The following is a 24,600-nucleotide window of genomic DNA, read 5'->3' on the forward strand; positions in this document are numbered from 1 at the left end:
GCTGCGCGCCATTTTGTCAATCTGCTAGAGCGAGAGCGCGACAACCCATGCGAATTTTAGCTATCGATACCGCCACGGAGGCCTGCTCCGCGGCGCTGTGGAATGATGGCACCCTCAGTGCTCATTTTGAAATCTGCCCCCGTGAACATACCCAACGTATCCTGCCCCTGGTGCAGGATGTCCTCAATGAAAGCGGAACGCTATTGACCGAGCTTGATGCGCTGGCCTTTGGCCGCGGGCCGGGGAGCTTCACCGGCGTGCGTATCGGCATCGGTATCGCGCAGGGGCTGGCGCTGGGGGCCGGGCTGCCGATGATCGGCGTATCTACGCTGGCGACCATGGCGCAGGGCGCGTGGCGGAAAAACGGCGCCACCCGCGTGCTGGCGGCCATCGACGCCAGAATGGGCGAAGTCTACTGGGCGGAATATCAGCGCGATGAACAGGGCGTCTGGCACGGCGAAGAGAGCGAGGCGGTGCTGAAGCCGGAAGCGGTTCGCGAGCGGCTTCAGCGGCTGGAAGGCGAGTGGGCCACCGTGGGCACCGGCTGGCAGGCGTGGCCGGATATGGCTCGCGACTGCGGTTTAACGCTCGTCGATGGCGACATTCAGCTGCCTGAAGCGCAGGATATGCTGCCGCTGGCCTGCCACCTGTTTACGGCGGGAAAAACCGTGGTCGTCGAACACGCTGAGCCAGTTTATTTACGTAATGAAGTGGCGTGGAAGAAACTTCCTGGCCGCGAGTGAATCTCAGTAACTATATGTCTGAGAAGAAGGAAGGAGTCGCGTCATGGCGGGTCAAAAAAGGGTAGTGCGTTGGTTAGTCGCGGCAGCAGTCGTTGCTGCGCTGAGCGGGTGCGCTTCGGTGCCGGATGCCATTAAGGGCACCACCCCGACGCCGCAGCAGGATTTAGTCCGCGTGATGAACGCGCCGCAGCTGTATGTCGGTCAGGAAGCGCGTTTTGGCGGTAAGGTCGTCAGCGTGCAGAATCAGCAGGGTAAAACTCGCCTGGAAATTGCCACCGTTCAGCTTGACGACGCCGCGCGTCCGGAGCTGGGCGAAGCGTCGCGCGGGCGTATTTTTGCCGACGTGAACGGCTTTATCGACCCGGTGGATTTTCGCGGACAGCTGGTTACCGTGGTTGGCCCGATCGTCGGCGTCGTCGACGGTAAAGTGGGCAATACGCCGTATAAATTCATGCTGATGAACGCCACTGGCTACAAACGCTGGAACGTAGTCCAGCAGGTGGTCATGCCGCCGCAGCCGATGATGGACCCGTGGATGTTCGGCCCGCGTCCGTGGGGCTACGGGTACGGCGGCTGGGGCTGGTATAACCCCGGTCCTGCCGAAGTCAGAAACGTTGTAACCGAATGATTTTGTAGTCTTTGTAAGCAAAAAGAAACAGCGGCTGGTCCGCTGTTTCTTCGTTTTCAGTCAAATAAGAAAAATAAATAGTGACGCGCTTCGCAACCTGTACAACGGCTAATTAATAAACTGGTACGCTGAGTTAATATAATGTTAACAAAATGTTTGTTGATCAGGGGCTGTGATGACGACGAATAACTATTTCAGAGGTGATGCAGTGAAAAAGGTTTGGCTAAACCGTTATCCCGCGGACGTTCCTGCGGAGATAAACCCTGACCGCTATCAATCCCTGGTTGAACTGTTTGAACACGCCGTCCGCCGCTATGCCGATCAGCCGGCCTTTATCAATATGGGCGAGGTGATGACCTACCGTAAGCTGGAGGAGCGCAGTCGGGCGTTCGCCGCTTATCTACAGGAAGGATTAGGCCTGCAAAAAGGCGATCGCGTCGCCCTGATGATGCCTAACCTGCTGCAGTATCCGGTAGCGCTGTTTGGTATTCTGCGCGCCGGCATGATCGTGGTGAACGTTAATCCGCTCTACACCCCGCGCGAACTGGAGCACCAGCTCAACGACAGCGGCGCCGCCGCCATTGTGATCGTTTCCAACTTCGCGCATACCCTGGAAAAGGTGGTTGATAAAACCCAGGTCAAGCACGTGATCTTAACCCGCATGGGCGATCAGCTTTCCACGGCGAAAGGGACGCTGGTTAACTTTGTGGTGAAGTACATCAAACGGCTGGTGCCAAAATATCATCTGCCGGACGCCATCTCGTTTCGCAGCGCGCTGCAGCACGGCTACCGTATGCAGTACATTAAGCCGGAAATCGTCTCTCAGGATCTCGCTTTTCTCCAGTACACCGGCGGGACCACCGGCGTGGCGAAGGGGGCGATGCTGACCCATCGTAATATGCTGGCGAACCTTGAGCAGGTCAACGGCACCTACGGGCCGCTGCTGCACCGCGGTAAAGAGCTGGTTGTTACCGCGCTACCGCTGTACCACATTTTTGCCCTGACCATGAACTGTCTGCTGTTTATAGAGCTGGGCGGGCAGAACCTGCTGATCACCAATCCGCGCGATATTCCAGGCCTGGTCAAAGAGCTGGCGAAATATCCCTTCACCGCGATGACCGGGGTCAACACCCTGTTTAACGCGCTGCTCAATAACAAAGAGTTTCAGCAGCTCGATTTCTCTTCACTGCATCTCTCCGCCGGCGGCGGAATGCCGGTACAGCAGGTGGTGGCGGAGCGCTGGGTTAAGCTGACCGGGCAGTATCTGCTGGAAGGCTATGGCCTGACGGAGTGCGCGCCGCTGGTGAGCGTCAATCCGCACGATATTGACTATCACAGCGGCAGTATCGGCCTGCCGGTGCCCTCCACCGAAGCGAAGCTGGTGGATGATGACGATAATGAAGTCGCGCCGGGAGAACCGGGAGAGCTGTGCGTGAAAGGGCCGCAGGTGATGCTGGGCTACTGGCAGCGTCCGGACGCGACCGCTGAAATTATCAAGGACGGCTGGCTGCATACCGGCGATATCGCGGTGATGGATGAAGAGGGCTTCCTGCGTATCGTCGATCGCAAAAAAGATATGATTCTTGTCTCGGGCTTCAACGTCTATCCGAATGAAATCGAAGATGTGGTGATGCAGCACGCCGGGGTTCAGGAAGTGGCCGCGGTCGGCGTGCCGTCCGGCAGCAGCGGTGAAGCGGTGAAGATTTTCGTGGTCAAGAAAGATCCGGCGCTGACGGAAGAGATGCTGATCGCTTTCTGCCGTCGCCAGCTAACCGGCTACAAGGTGCCGAAGCTGGTGGAGTTTCGCGATGAGCTGCCGAAATCCAACGTCGGGAAAATTTTACGTCGAGAACTGCGTGACGAAGCCCGTGCTAAAGTAGACAATAAAGCCTGAGCTAAGAGTGAATCGCCAGACGCCGGCTAAGCCGGCGTTTTTTATGGGCGCAAGTTAAGAGAGTATGATTTGAACTATCAGATGATCACCACCAACGATGGCCTTCGCGCCGTCTGCGACGCGGCAAGCGCGGTTTCCGCCATCGCGCTGGATACGGAATTTGTCCGTACTCGTACCTACTACCCGCAGCTCGGTCTGCTCCAGCTGTTCGACGGCAGCCAGGTTTCGCTGATTGACCCGCTGGTCATCACCGACTGGGAACCGATGCGTGAACTGCTGCTGAATAAAGATGTGACCAAATTTCTGCACGCCGGCAGTGAAGATCTGGAAGTATTCCTCAATGCTTTTCATTTGATGCCGCAGCCGCTGATCGACACGCAAATTCTCGCCGCTTTTTGCGGCCGCCCGATGTCGTGGGGCTTTGCGTCGATGGTGGAAGAGTTTACCGGCGTGGCGCTGGACAAGAGCGAGTCCCGCACCGACTGGCTGGCGCGCCCGCTGACCGAACGCCAGTGCATTTATGCTGCCGCCGACGTCTGGTACCTGCTGCCGATTGCCGGAAAGCTGATGGCTGAAACCGACAGCGCAGGCTGGCTCTCCGCCGCCCTGGATGAATGTCAGCTGATGCAGCAGCGGCGTCAGGAGATTCAGGATCCCGCCGAGGCGTGGCGCGATATCGGTAATGCCTGGCAGCTGCGTACTCGTCAGCTGGGCTGCCTGCAGCTGCTGGCGGAGTGGCGTCTGCGCAAAGCGCGCGAGCGCGACCTGGCCGTCAACTTTGTGATCCGGGAAGAGCATTTGTGGAACGTGGCGCGCTATATGCCCACCAGCCTCGGGGAGCTTGACAGCCTCGGACTCTCGGGCAGCGAAATTCGTTTCCACGGCAAGACGCTGATCGGCCTCGTCGAGAAAGCGCAGGCGCTGCCGGAAGAGGCGCTGCCAGAGCCGCTGCAGAACCTGATCGACATGCCGGGCTACCGCAAGCTGTTTAAGGATATTAAAGCGCTTGTGCAGACCGTGAGCGCCGAGAAGGGCGTCAGCGCGGAGCTGCTGGCCTCAAGAAGACAGATTAACCAGCTGCTGAACTGGCACTGGGGGCTTAAAAACGGCAACGGGCAGCCTGAACTGGTTTCCGGCTGGCGCGGAGAATTGATGGCCGATCGCCTGAATGCGCTATTGAGCGACTACCCGCGCTAGCGCCGAACGGCATAGTGAAAAACCGGCTTCGCGCAGCGTTGCCGGTTTTTTTATACCTTCAGGCTCAGGACTTCGACTCTTCAGTTTCCGGCAGGGTCACGTTCAGCTCCAGAATCGAAATATCACCGTCCCTCTGCTCCAGCTGTACGCTGACCATTTCCGGGTCGATTTGCACATACTTGCAAATCACTTCGAGAATGTCTTTGCGCAGCTGCGGAAGATAGTGCGGTTCAGCGTCGCCGCGGCGGCGCTCCGCGACGATAATTTGCAGGCGCTCTTTCGCAATGTTGGCCGTGTTCTTTTTCCGCGAGAGAAAAAAGTCGAGTAATGCCATAATTTATCCTCCGAACAGGCGTTTGAGGAAACCTTTCTTCTCTTCTTCTACGAAGCGGAAAGGGCGTTCTTCTCCGAGCAGACGTTCAACGGTATCGGCATAGGCTTTACCCGCATCCGAGGCGTCATCCAGAATAACCGGTTCGCCCTGGTTAGACGCGCGCAGCACGGACTGATCTTCCGGAATCACGCCCACCAGATTGATGCGCAGAATTTCCAGCACGTCTTCCATGCTCAGCATGTCACCTTTGTTCACGCGGCCTGGGTTATAGCGCGTCAGCAGCAGATGCTCTTTAATCGGATCTTCGCCCCTTTCCGCGCGGCGGGATTTGGAGGCCAGGATGCCAAGGATACGGTCGGAGTCGCGAACGGAGGAGACTTCCGGGTTGGTGGTGATGATGGCTTCATCAGCGAAGTACAGCGCCATCAGCGCACCGGTTTCGATGCCTGCAGGGGAGTCACAGACGATAAAATCAAAATCCATTTTTTTCAGTTCTTCGAGAACTTTGTCTACGCCTTCGCGGGTCAGGGCGTCTTTGTCACGCGTCTGGGAGGCCGGAAGGATGTAGAGGTTCTCCGTGCGCTTGTCTTTAATCAGCGCCTGGTTCAACGTGGCATCGCCCTGGATGACGTTGACGAAGTCATAAACGACCCGGCGTTCACAGCCCATGATCAGATCGAGGTTACGCAGGCCGATGTCGAAGTCGATAACGACCGTTTTCTTTCCCTTCTGGGCCAAACCAGTAGCGATGGCCGCGCTGGAGGTGGTCTTGCCAACGCCTCCTTTACCCGAAGTCACAACAATAATGCGTGCCATAGAAATTCCTTGTTAAAAAGGGATTAATTCAACGATTGAATCGTCAAAGCGCTGTCGTCTAAACGTAGACGGGCCGCTTTGCCATAAAATTCGGCCGGAATGTTATCACTCAGCCAGTATTCCCCGGCGATGGAAACCAGTTCCGCCGAGAGGTTGCTGCAAAATATTTGGGCGTCTCTGTCGCCGCCGGCGCCGGCAAGCGCACGTCCCCGCATCATGCCATATACATGGATATTACCATCGGCAATAAGTTCAGCCCCGGCACTCACATGGTTTGTAACAATTAGATCACAGTGTGGCGCATAAATACGCTGACCGGAACGTACCGGCTGATCGATCAAGCGCGTTTTTGTGATCTGATTAACAGCTGGCGGCGGGGCAACGGGTTCTGGCGCGGCCTGACGGGTAATTTTTTCTTTCCCTTCGGTTAATAAAGGGATCCCGGCGCGGTCAATTTCGGTTTTCAGCCGAGGAAGTTTACATCCGCTTACGCCCATAATACGCAGGCCGGTGGCCGCGATAGCCTCATGAAGAGGGCGCCAGTCGACGTCATCTTCAATGCTGCTGATATTCACCACCACGGGGGCATGACGTAAAAAGGCGGGAGCCTGGGCGATTTTGTCTTCTAACGCCTGACGAATAACCTCGGGATTTGCATCGTGCAAATGAATCACAGATAAGGTGAAGCTACTGCCCTTAAGTTCGATTGGCGTATTTGACATCCTGGCCTTACTCAATTTGCTGTTTATCACTCGCTGAAGTGCGGTGATATTCCGAAGACTAAAAGGCATGTTATAGTCACTCATATATAGAGGCAAGTGACCACAGGTCTAATTCCGAGTAAAACTATGTTTTGTGTGATCTATCGAAGTACTAAACGTGAGCAAACCTATTTATATGTCGAAAAAAAGGACGATTTCTCCCGCGTTCCTGACGAATTAATGTATAGCTTCGGTACGCCCAAACTGGCAATGATTTTACCGCTCGATGGGCGAAAAAAACTCATCCACGCCGATTTGGATAAAGTGAAACAGGCGCTGGCCGATCAGGGCTATTACCTTCAGCTCCCTCCTCCGTCTGAAAATTTACTCAAGAAACACCTGGCGGAACAGGGGAATAAATCTGATTAACCCACAGAGGGAAAACAATGTACCAACATCATAACTGGCAGGGTGCGCTACTGGATTATCCGGTAAGCAAAGTGGTGTGCGTGGGCAGCAACTACGCAAAACACATCAAGGAGATGGGCAGTGCGACGCCGGAAGAGCCGGTGCTGTTTATTAAACCTGAGACGGCGCTATGCGACATCCGCCAGCCGTTGGTGCTTCCTGAGGGGCTGGGGTCGGTGCACCACGAGGTTGAGCTGGCGGTGCTGATTGGCGGCACGCTGCGTCAGGCGACGGACGATCATGTGCTCAAAGCCATCGCCGGCTATGGCGTGGCGCTGGACCTCACCCTGCGCGATCTGCAGGGCAAAATGAAAAAAGCCGGGCAGCCGTGGGAAAAGGCGAAAGGCTTTGATAACTCCTGCCCGATTTCGGGGTTTATTCCCGCCGGCGAATTTCACGGCGACGCGCAGAATACGCCGCTGAGCCTGAAGGTAAACGGCGAGGTGCGCCAGCAGGGCACGACGGCCGACATGATTCATAAAATTGTGCCGCTGATCGCCTATATGTCGCGCTTCTTCACCCTGAAAGCCGGTGATGTGGTGCTGACCGGCACCCCGGAAGGCGTGGGGCCGCTCGCCAGCGGCGACGAGCTGGAAGTCGGTTTTAACGGGTTTTCGCTGACCACCCGCGTGCTGTAACGACCGCTTGCCGCCTTCTCCGGGCGGCAAAACTTGCATCGGCGTGCCAGACTGGTTATAAGGTGCACCCTGAACTGCAATGACGGACATCCCAATGAGCGAACAACCTTTCTGGCAACACAAAACACTGGATGAAATGAGCGATGCGGAGTGGGAATCACTTTGCGACGGCTGCGGACAGTGCTGCCTGCATAAGCTGATGGATGAGGATACCGACGAAATCTACTTCACCAACGTCGCCTGCCGTCAGCTTAATATCAAAACCTGCCAGTGCCGTAACTATGAGCGCCGTTTCGAATATGAACCGGACTGCATTAAGCTCACCCGCGACAACCTGCCTACGTTTGAATGGCTGCCGCCGACCTGCGCCTATCGTCTGCTGGCGGAAGGTCAACCGCTGCCGCACTGGCACCCGCTGTTAACCGGTTCGAAGGCGGCGATGCATGGCGAACGCATCTCGGTTCGCCATATTGCTGTGAAAGAATCCACGGTGGTTGACTGGCAGGATCATATCCTGAACAAACCAGACTGGGCGCAGTAGGCGCTCAGTTAGCCTTTCTTCGCGTGAAATAGCCCGCTTTCACCGTCGGCGTCATCTGCAACCCAAAAGTTAATATTGAACTGCGCGTCGTCGCTAAGCTCAATGCGGTGCCAGTACTGCGGCGGGCTGGTCGCGAACTGTCCGGCGTTGATAACGACCTTTGCTTCAGGCTCTGTCGCCTGTTCGTCGGCGAAACCATAATAGGTTACCGTACCTTCCATCACGCAAAGCTGGCCGAAAACACCCGCAGCGGTGTTGTGGTGCGTCAGCAGAGCGGCAGGGACGTTCTGTTTGGTAAAGAATGGGGTGGAGCGTTTTACCTTCCAGCTAGCGGGAATACGCAAATGAGACATCATGTGCTCCTTAGTTAACATCGATAAGTTGCATTTAATATGCAACTTTATGTGACCGACGTCAACGTGCAGGCAAAAAAAACGCTCCCGGAGGAGCGCTTTATCAGCAATCGTTCTTAGCGACCAAACAGATCGCGCTTTTTAGGTTTAAACGGCTGTGCGATAAGCACCAGCGCGCCGACAACCAGATAGGCGGCGAAGATCCCGACCAGCCACTGCGGCATTTCCAGCGTCAGGAATTCCCACTGGCGTACGGAGCAGTCACCGGTTGCGACAAATACCTGAGGCAGCCATTTATCCAGCGGCAGCCACGTGGGGAAACGAGCGGCGAAATCGCAGGTCTGGAAGGGGGAAGGGTGAAGCTGAATCATGGTGTGTTCCCATGCCAGCTGCAGCCCGCGCAGGGCGCTGTAGAGCCAGATAATAATCGCCACATAGCGCAGAGGCGATTTTGGCGCGATGGCGCCGACAATACCGGCACCCATAATGCCAAAAAGCGCGCAGCGTTCGTAAATACAGAGTACGCAGGGTTGCAGCAGCATGACGTGCTGGAACCACAAAGCAACCAATTCAAGAACAAACGCGGTAAGCGCCATCAGGAGCCAGGCACCGCGTCCCCTTGAGCACTGGTTTAAATATCGCAACATAATCATTTCCCTGGAACATGCTAAATCATGGCAGTGTAAACGAAAACCGAAGCGACGCCAGCAGCTAGTCTGAAAATATTACGTAAGCGAATATGGAATACCCGGATTTTTGATCCGGGTATTGCTTTTTACTTCAGCAGCTGAGGCGTCACCAGCCAACCCTGCTCCAGCATCCACTGGGTCGCCGGCATCAAGGTAAACTCGACGCACGCCAGGCCCACCAGGGTCAGGACGAGAGTATACGGCAGCGCCATCCACACCATACGGCCATAGGAGAGGCGAATCAGCGGGGCCAGCGCGGAGGTGAGCAGGAACAGAAACGCGGCCTGACCGTTCGGCGTGGCGACGGATGGCAGGTTAGTACCGGTATTAATGGCCACCGCCAGCAGCTCAAACTGCGGCAGGCCGATCGTCCCATGCTCCAGGGCCGTCTTCACTTCGTTGATGTACACGGTGCCGACGAAGACGTTATCCGAAATCGACGATAGCAGGCCGTTAAACAGATAGAACAGCGATAGCTGGGCGTGCGGCGAGGCCTGGAGAACAAATTCGATCACCGGGGCAAACAGGTGCTGATCGATGATCACCGCCACGACGGCAAAAAAGACCGTCAGCAGCGCGGTAAACGGCAGCGCTTCGGTAAACGCTTTGCCGATGGCGTGTTCATCGGTGACGCCGGAAAAAGTCGTTGCCAGAATGATGACCGACAGGCCAATCAGGCCGACTTCCGCCAGATGCAGCGCCAGCGCGACGATCAGCCAGACGCCAATAACCCCCTGGGCGATAAGACGCAGGCGATCCTGACGGCTGCGGCTCTGACGGCTACGATCGTCGAAATCCTGTAGCACTTTGCGCACCGTAGGCGGCAGCGGTTCGCCGTAGCCAAACAGGCGGAATTTCTCCAGCAGCAGGCAGGTGAGCAGGCCGCATACCAGCACCGGTAAGCTTACCGGCAGCATGCGTATGAAGAATTCACCGAAGTGCCAGCCCGCGGCTTTGGCAATAATCAGGTTCTGCGGTTCGCCGACCATCGTCATTACGCCGCCGAGCGCGGTGCCGACCCCGGCGTGCATCATCAGGCTGCGCAAGAAGCCGCGAAACTGCTCCAGAACATCGCGATAGTGCTGCTCGATATGGCTGTCGTCGAGCATGTTGTCATCGTCCGGCCGCGCCGAAGCGGCTTTGTGATAAATACCGTAGAAGCCAACGGCTACGCTGATCACGACGGCGACAACGGTCAACGCGTCGAGGAAGGCGGAGAGGAAAGCGGACGCGACGCAAAACGCCAGCGACAGCAGCATCTTGCTGCGAATGCCGAGCAGCAAACGGGTGAAGATGAACAGCAGCAGCTGCTTCATGAAGTAGATACCCGCCACCATAAACATCAGCAGCAGCAGGACTTCAAGATTACTGGCCACTTCTTCGCGAATATGCCCGGGCGTGGTCATACCGATAAATACCGCTTCAATAGCCAGCAGGCCGCCCGGCAGCAGCGGATAACATTTAAGCGCCATCGCCAGGGTGAAGATAAATTCGATAACCAGCAGCCATCCGGCAATAAACGGATGAAGATAAAAGACCAGCGGATTAACGATCAGGAAAATGATGAGAGTGAGTTTGTACCAGTCCGGGGACTGACCAAGAAAGTTGCGCCACAGGGCGCGGCCATACGACATTTCCACGACAGACATCCTTTCTCCGTCAAATTCTGAAACATGATTTTATGCGTAACTATACGCAAGATTACCAGTTGCGCAAAACGAGACGCAACTTTCTTCGCATCACGTTCTTTAGCCACAGAAAGTGTGAAATGAAAAGTTGAAAATGAAACGGCGATCCCTTTTTAATTACTTTCTGGCGCTATCTGCCTTATGGCCGCTCTGGTATGATGAGTCGAATAGCAACGCTGTGTAATGGAAATCTTATTATGGTCATTAAGGCGCAAAGCCCTGCGGGTTTCGCTGAAGAGTACATCATTGAAAGTATCTGGAATAACCGCTTCCCTCCTGGTTCAATTCTTCCCGCTGAACGTGAACTTTCTGAACTGATTGGTGTTACCCGTACAACCTTACGTGAAGTGTTGCAGCGTCTGGCCCGCGATGGCTGGTTAACCATTCAGCACGGTAAGCCTACCAAAGTGAACAACTTCTGGGAAACGTCAGGTCTGAATATTCTCGAAACCCTCGCGCGTCTCGATCACGACAGCGTTCCGCAGCTGATTGATAATCTGCTGTCCGTGCGTACCAATATTTCGACTATTTTTATCCGCACCGCTTTCCGTCAGCACCCGGATAAGGCGCTGGAGGTTCTGGCGAGCGCGCGTGAAATTGAAGACCACGCCGATGCGTTTGCCGAGCTGGATTATAATATCTTCCGCGGTCTGGCCTTTGCTTCAGGTAACCCCATCTACGGCCTGATCCTCAACGGGATGAAAGGTCTGTACACCCGCATAGGTCGTCACTATTTTGCCAACCCGGAAGCGCGTAGCCTGGCGCTCGGCTTCTATCATCAGCTGGCGAAAGTATGTGAAGAAGGGCTTCATGAACAGGTTTATGAAATCGTTCGCCGCTACGGGCATGACAGCGGGGAGATTTGGCATCGTATGCAGAAGAATTTGCCGGGTGACCTGGCGATTAATATGCGCTAGACCCCGCCCACGAATAAACAACGCCCGGTGCTGTCACCGGGCGTTTTGCTTTATACGCGCTACAGCGGATTGGGCCGCGGCGGCGTACGTTCCAGCAGCTCAACGCTACCATCGGCGTTTTGCTGCTCCAGAAGAACGTCAAATCCCCACAGGCGGTGGACGTGCTTCAGCACCTCGCGGCGTCCTTTATCCAGCGGCACGCGGTTGTGCGGCACGTAGCGCAGGGTGAGCGAACGGTCGCCGCGCAGATCCACATTCCATACCTGAATGTTCGGCTCGAGGTTGCTCAGGTTGTACTGCGCTGAAAGCTTCGAACGAATCTCACGATATCCCTCTTCATTATGAATGGCGGATATTTCCAGATAGTTGTTGTGATCGTCATCGAGCACGGTAAAGAAGCGGAAATCGCGCATGATTTTCGGCGACAGGAACTGGCTGATAAAGCTTTCATCCTTGAAATCGCGCATGGCGAAGTGCAAGGTTTCGAGCCAGTCGGATCCGGCAATATCCGGGAACCAGTACCTGTCCTCTTCCGTCGGCGACTGACAAATACGTTTGATATCCTGGAACATGGCGAAACCCAGCGCATAGGGGTTAATGCCGCTATACCACTGGCTGTTATAGGGCGGCTGGAACACCACGTTGGTGTGGCTGTGCAGAAACTCCAGCATAAAGCGCTCGGTGACTTTTCCTTCATCATAAAGATGATTCAGGATGGTGTAGTGCCAGAAGGTCGCCCAGCCTTCGTTCATCACCTGAGTCTGCTTCTGTGGATAAAAATACTGGCTGACCTTACGCACGATACGCAGGATCTCACGCTGCCATGGCTCCAGCAGGGGCGCGTTTTTCTCCATAAAGTAGAGCAGGTTTTCCTGCGGCTCAGAGGGATAGCGGCGCGCCGCTTCAATGGTCTTTTCCTCTTCGCGCTTCGGCAGGGTGCGCCACAGCATATTCACCTGGCTTTGCAGATACTCTTCCCGGCTTTTTTGCCGCGCTTTTTCCTCCTGCAGCGAGATTTTCTGCGGGCGTTTATAGCGGTCAACGCCGTAGTTCATCAAGGCGTGGCAGGAGTCGAGCAGCTTCTCGACTTCATCAACGCCGTAGCGCTCTTCACATTCGGTGATGTATTTACGCGCGAAGATGAGATAGTCGATGATGGAGCTGGCGTCGGTCCAGCTGCGAAAGAGGTAGTTATTTTTGAAAAACGAGTTGTGCCCGTAGCAGGCGTGCGCCATCACCAGCGCCTGCATGGTGATGGTGTTCTCTTCCATCAAATAGGCGATACAGGGGTTGGAGTTAATGACGATTTCATAGGCCAGCCCCTGTTGCCCGTGCTTATAGGCCTGTTCGGTCTCAATGAATTTTTTACCAAACGACCAGTGCGGATAGTTAATCGGCATCCCGACGCTGGAGTAGGCATCCATCATCTGTTCGGAAGTAATGACTTCGATTTGGTGCGGATAGGTGTCAAGACGATACAGCTTCGCCACCCGATCGACTTCTGCCAGATAGGTCTCCAGCAGCTCAAAAGTCCAGTCGGGTCCATCGCTTAAACGGGTTGTGTCCTTGTTCATGGAATCAATCGTAGCCATTAGCGCGCCCTCGTTGTTGATGGTTCTCTCTGTACGGAAAACCTCTTAACAAGCATAGAACACGGCGTCGCAAACTGCGTGCATCCGCATTTTCTTTTCTTCGCGATTTCACAATCTTAAAGGCGTTGTTTTACGGTTTAAACAGGATTTTATTCTGTAGAAAAATGAGGCGCAGCAGGAGATGGTAAACCGACGGGGGCAGTGCTGGCGCAGAACCCTGTGAGATAAGTCACCATAAATAAAGCGTATGTTGAATAATATTTTCATCTGAGTTATCAATTTGTAATCAGATGATTGTTCTTTAACGATTACGGAGCCGCTATGCGCGTCGTCATACTGGGAAGTGGGGTAGTTGGAGTCGCTAGCGCCTGGTACTTAAGCCAGGCAGGACATGAAGTGACGGTTATCGATCGTCAGCCGGGGCCAGCCGAAGAGACAAGCGCCGCTAACGCCGGGCAGATCTCTCCCGGCTACGCTGCGCCGTGGGCGGCGCCGGGAGTACCGTTGAAGGCGATTAAGTGGATGTTCCAGCGCCACGCGCCGCTGGCTATCGGGCTGGATGGCACGCCGTTCCAGCTGAAATGGATGTGGCAGATGCTGCGCAACTGCGACACTCGCCACTATATGGAAAACAAAGGGCGTATGGTGCGCCTGGCGGAGTACAGCCGCGACTGCCTGAAGGCGCTGCGCGAGAGCACCGGTATCCAGTATGAAGGCCGGCAGGGCGGCACGCTGCAGCTTTTCCGCACCGACAAGCAGTTCGAAAACGCGACCCGCGATATCGCGGTACTGCAGGAGGCGGGCGTGCCTTACCAGCTGCTGGAGGCAAACCGCCTGCTGGACGTTGAACCGGCGCTGGCGGAAGTGAGCCATAAACTGACGGGCGGTTTACGTTTACCTAATGATGAAACCGGCGACTGCCAGCTTTTCACCACGCGTCTGGCCCTGATGGCGGAACAGGCGGGCGTGACTTTCCGTTTTAATACACCGGTGGATGAACTGCTCTATGAAGGGGATCTCATCTCCGGCGTGAAGTGCGGCGCTGAAATCATCAAAGCCGACGCTTACGTGATGGCATTCGGATCATATTCGACGGCCATGCTGAAAGGGCTGGTGGATATTCCGGTCTACCCGCTGAAAGGCTATTCGCTAACGATTCCGATCGCGGAAGAAGACGGCGCGCCGGTTTCGACTATCCTTGATGAAACCTACAAAATCGCCATCACCCGTTTCGACAGGCGTATTCGCGTTGGCGGAATGGCGGAAATTGTTGGATTTAATAAAGAACTGCTGCAGCCGCGGCGTGAAACCCTGGAGATGGTGGTGCGCGATCTGTTCCCGCGCGGCGGCCACGTTGAACAGGCAACCTTCTGGACCGGACTGCGTCCGATGACCCCGGACGGTACGCCGGTGGTGGGCCGCACGGCGTATAAAAATCTGTGGCTCAACACCGGCCACGGCACGCTGGGATGGACCATGGCCTGCGGTTCAGGCCAGCTGATCAGCGATCTGATCTCCGGGCGTACGCCGGCGATCCCGTATGACGATCTTGCCGTCGCCCGCTATAGCCGAGGCTTTACGCCTGCCCGCGCTCAGCATCTGCATGGCGTTCACAATTAACAAGGAGCTTTCATGTCTCGTCCTGTAAAGGCCAGCATTGATATGTCAGCCTTACGCCAGAATCAACACATTGTTCGCCGCGCGGCGCCCGGCTCGCGCCTGTGGGCGGTGGTCAAAGCCAATGCTTATGGCCACGGCCTGGCAAGGGTCTGGAACGCGCTTAGCGCCGCGGACGGTTTCGCGATGCTCAATCTTGAAGAGGCGATCCTGCTGCGCGAGCTCGGCTGGAAAGGGCCGATACTGATGCTGGAAGGTTTCTTCCATGCCGATGAGCTGGCGCTGTTTGATAAATACCGATTGACTACCAGCGTGCACAGTAACTGGCAAATCAAGGCGCTGCAGCAGGCGAAGCTGCACGCGCCCCTCGATATTTACGTCAAGGTGAATAGCGGGATGAATCGGCTGGGTTTTATGCCGGACCGTTTGCACATCGTCTGGCAGCAGCTGCGAGCGCTCGGTAACGTCAGCGAAATGACGTTAATGTCGCATTTCGCCGAAGCGGAAAACCCGGACGGCATTGTCGAGCCGATGCGGCGCATTGAGCAGGCGGCGGAAGGGCTGGATTGCCCGCGCTCGCTGGCGAACTCGGCGGCAACCTTGTGGCATCCGGAGTCGCATTTTAACTGGGTGAGGCCGGGGATCGTGCTGTACGGCGCCTCGCCTTCCGGCCTGTGGCAGGACGTGGCCAACACCGGGCTGAAACCGGTGATGACGCTAAGCAGCGAAATTATTGCCGTACAGAACCTGAAAGCCGGTGAAGCGGTCGGCTACGGCGCAACCTGGCGCACGGCGGAGGAGCGGCGTATCGGCATCGTTGCCTGCGGCTATGCCGATGGCTATCCGCGGCTGGCGCCGAGCGGTACGCCGGTGCTGGTTGACGGCGTACGCACCGTGACGGTCGGGCGCATCTCAATGGATATGCTGGCCGTGGATTTGACCCCATGCCCGCAGGCAGGGATCGGCGCGCCGGTTGAGCTGTGGGGCAAAGAGATCAAAATTGACGATGTCGCGGCCGCCTGCGGCACCGTCGGATATGAATTAATGTGCGCGCTCGCGCCGCGCGTACCGGTTGTGACGGTGTAACTTAGCCTGAGGCGGATCACTCCGCCTCATCTTCCGCCATCCGTACACCAACCCGCAGTACGTGATCCTCTTCTTTTTCCGCCACCGTCCACACCATCCCGGCAAATTCCACCTGGTCGCCGACCACCGGCGCGGCGCCTAACAGGTGCTGTATGACGTCACCCAGCGACTGCTGGCGATCGCGAAACTCTTCTCCCCCGTCAATGCCGTAAATCTGCGCGACGTCGGCAAATCTGGCACTGGCATCGAGGATAAAATCACCGAAGAAGCGCTGATCCAGCGCCACCGGCGGCGACTGGCTGAACAGTTTACCCAGCGCGGGCAGGTCGCGTTCGCGGCCAATCACGCAGAGAATATCGCCTTCCAGCAGCCGGGTACTGCCGGTAGGGTGCAGGAGTACGTTGTCGCGAAACAGCGCGGCAATCCGCGTCTCCGGCGGCATATGCAGGTCGCGCAGCGCCGCGCCGACGCACCATTTTTCGGCGCTAAGCTGGTACACGAACTGCTCCCACGGGTTTTCCGGATGGATATCCAGCCCGACGCGGGAGATGGGCGAGCCGACCGGCGGCACCACCACTTTGGCTTTCTTCGCCGCCCAGGAGAGCGAGGTCCCCTGTAACAGCAGCGAGACCAGCACCACGAAGAAGGCCACGTTAAAGAACAACCGCGCATTCTCCAGGCCCGCCATCATCGGGAAGACGGCGAGAATAATCGGCACCGCGCCGCGCAGGCCCACCCAGCTGATAAATATCCGCTCGCGCAGGTTGAAGCCGCGAAACGGCAGCAGACCGGCAAACACCGACAGCGGACGGGCGATAAAGATCATCCACATCGACAGAATGAGCGCCGGGATGGCGATAGGCCACAGGTCGGACGGGGTGACCAGCAGGCCGAGCACCAGGAACATGGCGATCTGCGCCAGCCACGCCAGGCCGTCGAAGTTTTGCAGGATACCGTGGCGGTTGCGAATCGGCCGGTTGCCGAGCAGGAATCCGCACAGGTAGACCGCGAGGATGCCGCTGCCGTCCAGCGAGGTGGTGGCGGCGAAAATCATGATCCCGCCGCTCAGCGCCAGCAGAGGATAAAGCCCGGCCGGCAGCACAATGCGATTAATCATCTGCAGCAGCAGATAGCCGCCGCCGAGGCCGATAGCGATACCCAACCCGAACTGCTGCACGATATGCACCGCGAACATCCAGCTCAGGCCGGTCTCGTGCTGCTGAATCATCTCGATAAGGGTAATGGTCAGGAACACCGCCATCGGATCGTTGCTGCCGGATTCAATTTCCAGCGTCGAGCCGACGCGTTCGTTCAGCCCTTTACCGCCGAGGAGTGAGAACACCGCCGCGGCATCGGTTGAGCCGACGATAGCGCCGATCAGCAGCCCTTCAATCAGGTTGAGATGAAACAGCCAGGCCGCCATCAGTCCGGTCAGGGCCGAGGTGATCAGCACCCCGACCGTGGCGAGCGAGAGGGCGGGCCACAGCGCCACGCGAAAAGAGCTGGCCTGAGTGCGCATCCCGCCGTCAAGCAGGATAACCGCCAGCGCCAGGTTGCTCACCATGTAGGCGAAAGGGTAGTTGTCAAACGGAATGCCGCCGATACCGTCAATGCCCGCCAGCATCCCAATCGCCAGGAAGATAACCAGAATCGGGATGCCAAGGCGTGAGGAAAAGGAACTTAATAAAATACTACAGGTTACTAAAACAGAACCCAGGATAAACAGACTGATGACCGCAGCGGCGTCCAATGTTGACGTACTCCTTACCGGCGTGAAGATAAATTAAAAACTACACCATTTTAACAATCTGACGCCGATCGGGATATGCGTTAGAGGAATTTTTATTCCGCCAGAACCGGGTGGCCGCTGATGCTTAACGTGGTGATGGATGCGTTGTTGACCAGCAACGCTCTGGCGCCAAGCGGCAGGGTGACCGTACGCTGCTCGTGACCGAAATCCAGGCCGCTGATGACCGGAATGTTAAGCTGCTGGCGAAGGTAGTCGTATACCATCGGCAGATCGTATCCGGCATCGTAGTCGTTGGCGTTTGCGCCGGTAAAACTGCCGAGGATAATCGCCCGCTGACGCGCGAGAATACCGCTGTTGAGTAGCTGTAATAGCATGCGTTCGACGCGGAACGGGTGTTCGTTAATATCTTCCACCACCAGAATTCCGTCGCTAATCTGCGGCATCCACGGAGTGCCGATAAGCGAAGTCAGCATCGCCAGGTTGCCGCCCCACAGCGTGCCGTCGGCGCGACAGTCCGGGCCTTCACCGTGCCATTCGAGCGTAAACGCCGGGTTGCGCAGCGCCTGCCAGAAATGGTGCTCGGTAAATTCGTTCAGCGTTTCAGCGCCGAAGTTTCCCGCCAGCATCGGCCCGCTAAAAGTGATTATGCTACCCTTTGCCAGCAGCCCCAGCTGGATGGCGGTGAAATCGCTGTGGCCGCAAATAAGCAGCGGATCCTGCTGCTGGCGGGCGATCAGCGCCTGCCAGTCAATCTGCGGCAGCAGGCGAGTCGCGCCGTAGCCGCCGCGTACCGCCAGCACGATGCGGTTTTTACCGGCGAGGGCGGCGAGCTGGTTGATATCGGCAAGGCGTTCATTCTCAGTTCCGGCAAAGCGCAGCGCCCGGCGGGGAATGACTTCCTGGTGCGCGACCTGATGCCCGGCCTCCTGCAGACGCTGCACGCCGCGATACGCCGCCTCCTGGTTGATGCAGTAACCGGAAGGGGCTACGAGATAAAACTGAGACATGACAATTCCTTGCTAAGAATGAAAGGGTTATCATGCCGCCTGGAGCGTTTATTGTCATCTCCGTGCGGCAAACTTCAGCCAATAAGGATAGATGTGTGAAATTGAGATGGTGTGTTTTTTTATGTGTATTGTTGGCCGGTTGTAGTTCAAAACACGATTATCGTAACCCGCCATGGAACCCGGAAGTCCCGGTTAAGCGGGCGATGCAGTGGATGCCAATCAGCGAAAAAGCCGGTGCGGCGTGGGGCGTCGATCCCCAGCTGATTACCGCCATCATCGCCATTGAGTCCGGCGGTAACCCGACGGTGGTCAGCAAATCCGGCGCGGTTGGCCTGATGCAGCTGAAGCCCTCGACCTCCGGTCGCGATGTTTACCGGCGGATGGGCTGGAGCGGGGATCCTTCGGTGAGCGAGCTGAAGAATCCCGAGCGCAATATTTCGATGGGGGCGGCCTACCTCAGCATCCTCGAAAACGGTCCGCTGGCGGGGATTAAAGACCCGCAGGTGATGCGCTATGCGGTGGTGGTGTCCTATGCCAACGGCGCGGGCGCGCTGCTGCGGACGTTCTCGTCCAATCGCCAGGATGCGATTGAAGAGATTAACGATATGGACGCCGATGATTTCTTTGAGCACGTGGTGAAAAAGCACCCGGCACCGCAGGCGCCGCGCTATATCTGGAAGCTGCAGAAGGCGCTGGACGCCATGTAAAGGGCGCTCCCCGCAGGCTCAGCTTGCCGGGGAGCCATCGGCCCGGCCGATTCTGGAACTGCACATTGATAAAGACGCGCGGCGGGCCCCCGCCGCGCGGAGGTTTACGGCGCGACTTTTTTCTCCTCTACCGCAGCCGGCTGCTGAGCGGCAGGCTGCGCCGAGACGTCCGCCGCTTTGCCGTTGTCGTCATTCGCCGCCGGGCGCGCGGTGGGGACGGAGTCACACGGCTTCTCTTTCGGACACACCAGGTCCAGCATCTTCAGGGTGACGCCGTTGGTCCAGCCAAAGCCGTCCTGTAGCGGATACTCTCCGCCACCGCCGCCTGTTCCGGTCGAGCTGACATCATATTTTTCCACCAGCTTCTGTTCGCTGTTGTAGGTGTGCTGAACGTTGCTGAGGAACCGCCAGCTCACCTCCATTGCGATTTTCTGCTGGCCATACTTTTGCAGGCCTTCAGCGGCAACCCACTGCAGCGGCGCCCAGCCGTTCGGCGCATCCCACTGCTGGCCGCTATTGACGGTCGTGGTGGTCAGGCCGCCGGGCTTGAGCAGTCGCGCTTCGGTGGCGGCGGCGACCTTCGCGGCGCGTTCGCTGGAGGCGGCGTTGACGTACAGCGGGAACAGCGCCGCGGCGGTCAGCTGATTGCGCACCTTATGACTTTTCAGATCGTAATCGGCGTACCAGCCCTCTTTATCGTTCCACAGATATTTCTCCAGCGCTTTCTGACGGGCGTTGGCTAATGCGTCATACTGCGCGGATTTAGCGCTATCCCCTGCCGCTTTACTGGCGCGGGCGATGGTTTTTTCCATGTGGAACATCAGCGAGTTCAGATCGACCGGAACAATCGAGGTGGTGCGGATGGTGCCGAGCTGCTGCGGGTTATCCATCCAGCGGGAGCTGAAGTCCCAGCCGGATGCCGCGGCGGAGCGCAGATCGCGGTAGATTTCAGTGGCCGGGCGGTTGGGATTGTTTTTGGCGGTTGTGACGTCGTCCAGCCAGGATTCCGGACGCGGCGTGTCGTTATCGTCCCAGTAGCGGTTGAGCAGGGCACCGTCGGCCATCCGCACCACGCGCTTACTGGCGCTGCCGGGCTCAAGCGCCTCAGCGCCATCCATCCAGTACTGGTACTCTTTCTCCATCTGCGGCAGCCATTTTTTGAGCGCCTCATCGCCCTCGTGCGTGGCCAGCAGTTCAACCATAAACGGGAAGAACGGCGGCTGCGAGCGGCTCAGATAGTAGGTGCGGTTGCCGTTGGGAATATGGCCCCAGGCGTCGATCTCCGCGGCGAAGTTGGTCACCATATCTTCAATTTTATCCCAGTGGCCGCTCTCAGCGAGACCGAGCATGGTGAAGTAGCTGTCCCAGTAATAGACTTCGCGAAAGCGTCCGCCGGGCACCACGTAGGGCTTTGGCAGCGGCAGCAGCGAATCCCATTTTTCGACGTCGACGGTACTGCGGGTCAGTACGGGCCATAATCCGTTGATATGCTGGCGCAGCGTTTGTCCTTTTGGCGGAACGTACTGGTCGTTTTCGCGAGGCAGGGTAAAGTTGAGTTCGACGAAGTGCCGCAAATCAAAGCTGGTCTGGCTTTTCTGCATACGATAATCGGCAAGGATCATCAGCGGGTCGCCGTTCGGAATGGCGTCAGCAAACGTTTTCTGGTCAGAAAAAAGTTTCGCGCTTTGCACATCGTTAAATAGCGGACCGAGCAGGATATCGGGTGATTGCGGGGTGGGACGGGTTTCTTCAGCCTGAGCCGTCAACGTCGCCAGGGCGACAAACGCGCCCCCTAGCGCCAGACGAAGAGCAAAAGGCAGGGTAGCGGGGCGACGGGAAACGGGACTCGTCATAGATTGTTCTCCTTATCATTGCAGACTATGTGCCACTGCATTCGGCCATCAGAAAACCTTAGACGAATATCCGCCGCTGCGCGTGTCCGAGGTAACATTTTAAGTGAAAACAGAGTATTTACCGGGCACTGCTCTGTTCCGCACCGACAAAATATTGGCGGTTAAAACAGCGCTGTCTTGTAGGGTACTTCGGGGGATATTTTCGCTGAATATCTGGCAATTGATAAAAAACATAATCCGCGAATAAGAAAAATAAATAGACAAGCGGCATGGTATTCCTATATGGCATTTTTATCTGCTCATCCCTGTCGCCTGAAAAAAGTTAGCGAAGTATTAAAACATGTGATCTGCCAAACAAAAAAACGGGTTCTAATACCATTGAAGGCTGACAGGATCACATAAATAAAAAAACATAAATAATTAATAAAAAAACATAATGGCATCTGTAGGAGAGAAAAGTAAAAAATGCAGACATTACAGAAACCGGTTTCATTTTTTCGTAAAGGAGTGATGTATGTCTGCTGGCGACAAAATTTCTGTCAGAGAAAAAGTAGGTTACAGCCTGGGGGACGCAGCGAGCCATATTGTATTTGACTCCTCCGTTGCCATCTTAGCCTACTTCTATACCGATATTTATGGTCTACCGCCCGCCGTGATGGGGACGATGTTTTTGCTGGTTCGTCTGCTGGATGCGATTACCGATCCGATTATGGGGGCGATTGCGGATGCCACCTCAACCCGCTGGGGGCGCTTCCGTCCGTGGCTGCTGGCTATCTGTGTACCTTTTGCCGTGAGCTGCGTGCTGGTTTACTCCATACCGTCTTTCTCCGACTCGGGGAAAGTGGTTTATGCGGTTGCGGCATATATATTTATGACGTTGATGTACACCGCCATTAATATTCCTTACTGCTCGCTGGGTGCGGCGCTGACTTCCGATCCGCGTGAAAGCCTCTCTCTGCAATCCTGGCGTTTTGCCATCACGCCGATTGGCGGCGCGCTGGGTACCGCGTTTATTTTACCGCTGGCTGATCTTCTTTATCCTGGCGATCGGGCGACGGGTATTCAGGTCTCCATGGCGATATTTGGCGTTATCGGCTGCCTGATGTTTGTCGTCTGTTTCGCGACCACTAAAGAGCGCGTCCAGCCGATAAAAGAAGAAAATCTGAATATTGCCCGCGATGTGAAAATTCTTTTCCGCAACGATCAGTGGCGTATTCTCTCCGTTTACAACTTTATGATGCTGGTTGCCGTGGTGATTCGCGGCGGGGCGGTGGTATATTACGTCAATAGCGTGCTGAATAAAGGTGCGGACGTTATTACAATATTCATGCTCGGCGGGATGTTTGCCTCCATGCTGGGTTCGGTGCTGGCAAAACCGTTTGGTACGCGTTTCTGTAAGGTCAGACTCTCTTTCTGGATTAATCTCGTCACCGCTGCGCTGGGCGTCGTATGCTTTATGGTGCCGGTACAATATTGGGTGCTGGTGCTCGGCGTGCATATTCTGATCTCCATTATTCAGGGCGGCAACGGCGCGCTACAGTGGTCAATGATAACCGACGTTAATAACTATGGTGAATGGAAAACCCAGCGTCGTATCACTGGAATGAACGTCGCGGCGAATATTTTTGTGATTAAGCTCGGCGTAGCCGTTGGTGGTGCGATTCTTGGATGGGTGCTGGCTTACTACCATTACGCGGCTAACACCACGGTGCAACCAGCCTCTGCGGTACATGGCGTAGTGCTATTGTTCACCCTGGTACCGTCAATTTTCTATGTTCTTACCGCAGTCTCTATTAAATTCTATGGCTTAACAGAAAATAGAATGAATGGCATTGTTGATGATTTGAAAAAAGGAACTTTTGCCGAGTCCTGAAAATAACAGAATAACACTTGTGGCGTTGTGAATTCATCTTCACATAGCCACAGGTGTATCCTGAATGAAATAAACAATAATTAATTTAGGGATATTCAAATGAAAATAAAATATATGGCTTTGGCTATTGGCGCCATTATGTCCTCTAATGTGATAGCAGCAAAAAATAATACCTCTGCCGATATTGACCAGCGCCTTGCGCAACTGGAGCAAAGATTAATTAACGCTGAACAGCGCGCCGCCGACGCGGAAGCGCAGATACAAACGCTTAAACAACAGCAAACAACGCCAGCAAAAACCGCGCCGGCGGTGAAAGTCGATGCCGCTGACCCGGTCGCTCCCGGCGCGACGCCCACGAAGCTTACGCTCTCTGGCTATGGCGACCTGAAGTTTTATGGCGATGTGGAATTCAATATGGATGGCGCCAGCGGTAGCGGTAGCCTGACGTCGGTAAAAACCTCTTCGAGTAAAAACTGGGCGCCGGGTACTAAAGAACGTTGGGATATTAACGGCCGTATTCTGCTGGGCTTCGATGGTATGCGCAAAATGGATAACGGCAATTTTGCCGGTTTCTCCGCCCAGCCGCTGGCTGATATGACCGGTAAAATGAACCTTGATGATGCGGTATTCTTCTTTGGCAGGGAAGATGACTGGAAGGTGAAAGTTGGTCGTTTCGAGGCCTACGATATGTTCCCGCTGAATCAGGATACGTTTGTCGAATATTCCGGCAACACGGCTAACGACCTCTATAGCGATGGCTACGGCTATATTTACATGATGAAAGAGGGCCGCGGCCGTAGCAGCAGCGGCGGCAACTTCCTGCTCAGTAAAACGATAGATAACTGGTATTTCGAACTTAATAACCTGGTGGAAAACGGCAGTACGCTGTTCCAGGACTCCAGCTATCACGGCAATACCCTGGAAAATGAGAAAAACGTCGCCTATTTACGTCCGGTGATTGCGTGGAATAGCGGTCGCTTCTCTACCGCAGTAGCGATGGAAAAGAACGTCGTGAAGAATGCTTACGGTTATTACGACAATCGCGGCAGTTGGGTCGACCAGTCGGACCGTACCGGCTATGGCTTGACGATGTCATGGAATGGACAAAAAACCGATCCGGAAGATGGGGTCACCACTAACCTGAACGTGGCCTATATGGATGCCTCCGATGAGAAGGATTTCACCGCAGCTATCAACTCCCTCTGGCATCGTTTTGAACTGGGTTACATCTACGCCCACAACAAAATCGACAAGTTTAACTCGGCTAATTATGTCTCTACCTGCGACGATGGCTGCTGGATCTCCAACGTGGGTGACTACGATATCCACACCATTCACGCATCGTACCTGTTCCCCAATGTCATGGATATGAAGAACTTCAACATCTACCTTGGCGCTTACGCCTCGTGGATTGAAGCGAAACCAACGGATGGCGACAAACATGAAGACTCCCGCTACGGTGGCCGTCTACGTTTCAAATATTTCTTCTGATCAAAGCAGAGCCCGCA

The 24,600-nt window shown here is 55.7% G+C and carries 23 protein-coding genes; 13 read left to right on the top strand and 10 right to left on the bottom strand.

Features of this window, described 5'->3' with window-relative positions; all coding sequences use genetic code 11:
• Nucleotides 1-47: 47 nt before the first annotated feature.
• The 4 genes from tsaB (at nt 48) to rnd (ending at nt 4,462) form a co-directional block, all read left to right on the top strand.
• On the top strand, nt 48-743 hold the full coding sequence (gene tsaB / locus JLG71_RS10740) for a tRNA (adenosine(37)-N6)-threonylcarbamoyltransferase complex dimerization subunit type 1 TsaB (RefSeq protein WP_049079160.1): 696 nt from the start codon (nt 48-50) through the stop codon (nt 741-743).
• A gap of 43 nt (nt 744-786) precedes the next feature.
• Nucleotides 787-1,371: a Slp family lipoprotein gene (locus tag JLG71_RS10745; RefSeq protein ID WP_004852007.1), complete on the top strand. Its 585-nt coding sequence runs from the start codon at nt 787-789 to the stop codon at nt 1,369-1,371.
• 208 nt (nt 1,372-1,579) lie between these two features.
• On the top strand, nt 1,580-3,265 hold the full coding sequence (gene fadD, locus JLG71_RS10750) for a long-chain-fatty-acid--CoA ligase FadD (RefSeq protein WP_014229806.1): 1,686 nt from the start codon (nt 1,580-1,582) through the stop codon (nt 3,263-3,265).
• An 81-nt stretch (nt 3,266-3,346) separates the two neighbouring features.
• Nucleotides 3,347-4,462, top strand: coding sequence for a ribonuclease D (gene rnd, locus JLG71_RS10755; protein ID WP_004852003.1), 1,116 nt, complete (start codon nt 3,347-3,349; stop codon nt 4,460-4,462).
• 64 nt (nt 4,463-4,526) lie between these two features.
• On the opposite strand, the gene minE is transcribed toward rnd, so the two are convergent.
• The 3 genes from minE to minC are packed head-to-tail and all read right to left on the bottom strand — an operon-like array spanning nt 4,527 to nt 6,334.
• Nucleotides 4,527-4,796 carry a cell division topological specificity factor MinE gene (gene minE / locus JLG71_RS10760; protein WP_002910902.1) on the bottom strand — a complete coding sequence of 90 codons (270 nt, stop codon included), beginning with the start codon at nt 4,794-4,796 and terminating at the stop codon, nt 4,527-4,529.
• A gap of 3 nt (nt 4,797-4,799) precedes the next feature.
• On the bottom strand, nt 4,800-5,612 hold the full coding sequence (minD, locus tag JLG71_RS10765; RefSeq protein WP_004103267.1) for a septum site-determining protein MinD: 813 nt from the start codon (nt 5,610-5,612) through the stop codon (nt 4,800-4,802).
• Nucleotides 5,613-5,635: 23 nt separating this feature from the next.
• Nucleotides 5,636-6,334 carry a septum site-determining protein MinC gene (minC, locus tag JLG71_RS10770; protein ID WP_004852000.1) on the bottom strand — a complete coding sequence of 233 codons (699 nt, stop codon included), beginning with the start codon at nt 6,332-6,334 and terminating at the stop codon, nt 5,636-5,638.
• 126 nt (nt 6,335-6,460) lie between these two features.
• On the opposite strand from minC, the gene JLG71_RS10775 reads away from it, so the two are divergent.
• From JLG71_RS10775 to JLG71_RS10785, 3 genes are all read left to right on the top strand, one after another.
• Nucleotides 6,461-6,742, top strand: coding sequence for a YcgL domain-containing protein (locus JLG71_RS10775; RefSeq protein WP_004138522.1), 282 nt, complete (start codon nt 6,461-6,463; stop codon nt 6,740-6,742).
• Between the two features lie 17 nt (nt 6,743-6,759).
• Complete coding sequence (locus JLG71_RS10780) at nt 6,760-7,419, top strand: fumarylacetoacetate hydrolase family protein (RefSeq protein WP_004851997.1); 660 nt, start codon at nt 6,760-6,762, stop codon at nt 7,417-7,419.
• 94 nt (nt 7,420-7,513) lie between these two features.
• The gene (locus JLG71_RS10785) at nt 7,514-7,960 is read left to right on the top strand and encodes a YcgN family cysteine cluster protein (RefSeq protein ID WP_004851995.1); all 447 of its coding nucleotides are present in this window, start codon (nt 7,514-7,516) and stop codon (nt 7,958-7,960) included.
• A gap of 8 nt (nt 7,961-7,968) precedes the next feature.
• On the opposite strand, the gene JLG71_RS10790 is transcribed toward JLG71_RS10785, so the two are convergent.
• The 3 genes from JLG71_RS10790 to nhaB all read right to left on the bottom strand — a co-directional run bounded on the left by JLG71_RS10790 (nt 7,969) and on the right by nhaB (nt 10,642).
• Nucleotides 7,969-8,313, bottom strand: a complete 345-nt coding sequence (locus JLG71_RS10790; RefSeq protein ID WP_004103255.1) for a DUF1971 domain-containing protein — start codon at nt 8,311-8,313, stop codon at nt 7,969-7,971.
• Nucleotides 8,314-8,429: 116 nt separating this feature from the next.
• Nucleotides 8,430-8,960, bottom strand: coding sequence for a disulfide bond formation protein DsbB (dsbB, locus tag JLG71_RS10795; RefSeq protein ID WP_014229804.1), 531 nt, complete (start codon nt 8,958-8,960; stop codon nt 8,430-8,432).
• Nucleotides 8,961-9,088: 128 nt separating this feature from the next.
• On the bottom strand, nt 9,089-10,642 hold the full coding sequence (nhaB, locus tag JLG71_RS10800; RefSeq protein WP_025106151.1) for a sodium/proton antiporter NhaB: 1,554 nt from the start codon (nt 10,640-10,642) through the stop codon (nt 9,089-9,091).
• A gap of 245 nt (nt 10,643-10,887) precedes the next feature.
• Here nhaB and fadR point away from each other — a divergent pair, with 245 nt between their 5' ends.
• Nucleotides 10,888-11,607 carry a fatty acid metabolism transcriptional regulator FadR gene (gene fadR, locus JLG71_RS10805; protein ID WP_004851987.1) on the top strand — a complete coding sequence of 240 codons (720 nt, stop codon included), beginning with the start codon at nt 10,888-10,890 and terminating at the stop codon, nt 11,605-11,607.
• Nucleotides 11,608-11,666: 59 nt separating this feature from the next.
• Here fadR and JLG71_RS10810 read toward each other — a convergent pair whose 3' ends face one another.
• Nucleotides 11,667-13,199 carry a SpoVR family protein gene (locus tag JLG71_RS10810; protein ID WP_004138526.1) on the bottom strand — a complete coding sequence of 511 codons (1,533 nt, stop codon included), beginning with the start codon at nt 13,197-13,199 and terminating at the stop codon, nt 11,667-11,669.
• A gap of 321 nt (nt 13,200-13,520) precedes the next feature.
• Between JLG71_RS10810 and JLG71_RS10815 the strand changes: the two genes are divergently transcribed.
• Nucleotides 13,521-14,819, top strand: a complete 1,299-nt coding sequence (locus tag JLG71_RS10815) for a D-amino acid dehydrogenase (RefSeq protein WP_025106152.1) — start codon at nt 13,521-13,523, stop codon at nt 14,817-14,819.
• A 12-nt stretch (nt 14,820-14,831) separates the two neighbouring features.
• Nucleotides 14,832-15,902, top strand: coding sequence for a catabolic alanine racemase DadX (dadX, locus tag JLG71_RS10820; protein WP_014229800.1), 1,071 nt, complete (start codon nt 14,832-14,834; stop codon nt 15,900-15,902).
• A gap of 16 nt (nt 15,903-15,918) precedes the next feature.
• Here dadX and JLG71_RS10825 read toward each other — a convergent pair whose 3' ends face one another.
• Both JLG71_RS10825 and ldcA read right to left on the bottom strand, forming a co-directional pair.
• On the bottom strand, nt 15,919-17,652 hold the full coding sequence (locus JLG71_RS10825; protein ID WP_004851981.1) for a potassium/proton antiporter: 1,734 nt from the start codon (nt 17,650-17,652) through the stop codon (nt 15,919-15,921).
• 92 nt (nt 17,653-17,744) lie between these two features.
• The gene (gene ldcA / locus JLG71_RS10830) at nt 17,745-18,659 is read right to left on the bottom strand and encodes a muramoyltetrapeptide carboxypeptidase (RefSeq protein WP_014229799.1); all 915 of its coding nucleotides are present in this window, start codon (nt 18,657-18,659) and stop codon (nt 17,745-17,747) included.
• Nucleotides 18,660-18,754: 95 nt separating this feature from the next.
• Here ldcA and emtA point away from each other — a divergent pair, with 95 nt between their 5' ends.
• Nucleotides 18,755-19,366, top strand: a complete 612-nt coding sequence (gene emtA / locus JLG71_RS10835; RefSeq protein ID WP_009651970.1) for a membrane-bound lytic murein transglycosylase EmtA — start codon at nt 18,755-18,757, stop codon at nt 19,364-19,366.
• 104 nt (nt 19,367-19,470) lie between these two features.
• On the opposite strand, the gene JLG71_RS10840 is transcribed toward emtA, so the two are convergent.
• On the bottom strand, nt 19,471-21,219 hold the full coding sequence (locus JLG71_RS10840) for an alpha,alpha-trehalase (RefSeq protein ID WP_025106154.1): 1,749 nt from the start codon (nt 21,217-21,219) through the stop codon (nt 19,471-19,473).
• A gap of 514 nt (nt 21,220-21,733) precedes the next feature.
• Between JLG71_RS10840 and JLG71_RS10845 the strand changes: the two genes are divergently transcribed.
• Both JLG71_RS10845 and JLG71_RS10850 read left to right on the top strand, forming a co-directional pair.
• Nucleotides 21,734-23,092, top strand: coding sequence for a glycoside-pentoside-hexuronide (GPH):cation symporter (locus JLG71_RS10845; protein WP_025106155.1), 1,359 nt, complete (start codon nt 21,734-21,736; stop codon nt 23,090-23,092).
• A 99-nt stretch (nt 23,093-23,191) separates the two neighbouring features.
• Nucleotides 23,192-24,583, top strand: coding sequence for a carbohydrate porin (locus tag JLG71_RS10850; protein ID WP_064377670.1), 1,392 nt, complete (start codon nt 23,192-23,194; stop codon nt 24,581-24,583).
• Nucleotides 24,584-24,600: the final 17 nt, after the last annotated feature.

The organism is Klebsiella michiganensis (assembly GCF_015139575.1).
GTDB lineage: Bacteria > Pseudomonadota > Gammaproteobacteria > Enterobacterales > Enterobacteriaceae > Klebsiella > Klebsiella michiganensis.

Excerpts from the sequence above, each read along its gene's own strand:
- JLG71_RS10840 (WP_025106154.1), bottom strand. The coding sequence starts at position 21,219 with ATGACGAGTCCCGTTTCCCGTCGCCCCGCTACCCTGCCTTTTGCTCTT.
- JLG71_RS10850 (WP_064377670.1), top strand. The coding sequence starts at position 23,192 with ATGAAAATAAAATATATGGCTTTGGCTATTGGCGCCATTATGTCCTCT.
- JLG71_RS10785 (WP_004851995.1), top strand. The coding sequence starts at position 7,514 with ATGAGCGAACAACCTTTCTGGCAACACAAAACACTGGATGAAATGAGC.
- JLG71_RS10810 (WP_004138526.1), bottom strand. The coding sequence starts at position 13,199 with ATGGCTACGATTGATTCCATGAACAAGGACACAACCCGTTTAAGCGAT.
- minC (WP_004852000.1), bottom strand. The coding sequence starts at position 6,334 with ATGTCAAATACGCCAATCGAACTTAAGGGCAGTAGCTTCACCTTATCT.
- JLG71_RS10775 (WP_004138522.1), top strand. The coding sequence starts at position 6,461 with ATGTTTTGTGTGATCTATCGAAGTACTAAACGTGAGCAAACCTATTTA.
- dadX (WP_014229800.1), top strand. The coding sequence starts at position 14,832 with ATGTCTCGTCCTGTAAAGGCCAGCATTGATATGTCAGCCTTACGCCAG.
- dsbB (WP_014229804.1), bottom strand. The coding sequence starts at position 8,960 with ATGTTGCGATATTTAAACCAGTGCTCAAGGGGACGCGGTGCCTGGCTC.
- rnd (WP_004852003.1), top strand. The coding sequence starts at position 3,347 with ATGATCACCACCAACGATGGCCTTCGCGCCGTCTGCGACGCGGCAAGC.
- minE (WP_002910902.1), bottom strand. The coding sequence starts at position 4,796 with ATGGCATTACTCGACTTTTTTCTCTCGCGGAAAAAGAACACGGCCAAC.
- minD (WP_004103267.1), bottom strand. The coding sequence starts at position 5,612 with ATGGCACGCATTATTGTTGTGACTTCGGGTAAAGGAGGCGTTGGCAAG.
- tsaB (WP_049079160.1), top strand. The coding sequence starts at position 48 with ATGCGAATTTTAGCTATCGATACCGCCACGGAGGCCTGCTCCGCGGCG.
- JLG71_RS10745 (WP_004852007.1), top strand. The coding sequence starts at position 787 with ATGGCGGGTCAAAAAAGGGTAGTGCGTTGGTTAGTCGCGGCAGCAGTC.
- ldcA (WP_014229799.1), bottom strand. The coding sequence starts at position 18,659 with ATGTCTCAGTTTTATCTCGTAGCCCCTTCCGGTTACTGCATCAACCAG.
- fadR (WP_004851987.1), top strand. The coding sequence starts at position 10,888 with ATGGTCATTAAGGCGCAAAGCCCTGCGGGTTTCGCTGAAGAGTACATC.
- JLG71_RS10815 (WP_025106152.1), top strand. The coding sequence starts at position 13,521 with ATGCGCGTCGTCATACTGGGAAGTGGGGTAGTTGGAGTCGCTAGCGCC.
- JLG71_RS10790 (WP_004103255.1), bottom strand. The coding sequence starts at position 8,313 with ATGTCTCATTTGCGTATTCCCGCTAGCTGGAAGGTAAAACGCTCCACC.
- JLG71_RS10845 (WP_025106155.1), top strand. The coding sequence starts at position 21,734 with ATGTCTGCTGGCGACAAAATTTCTGTCAGAGAAAAAGTAGGTTACAGC.
- JLG71_RS10780 (WP_004851997.1), top strand. The coding sequence starts at position 6,760 with ATGTACCAACATCATAACTGGCAGGGTGCGCTACTGGATTATCCGGTA.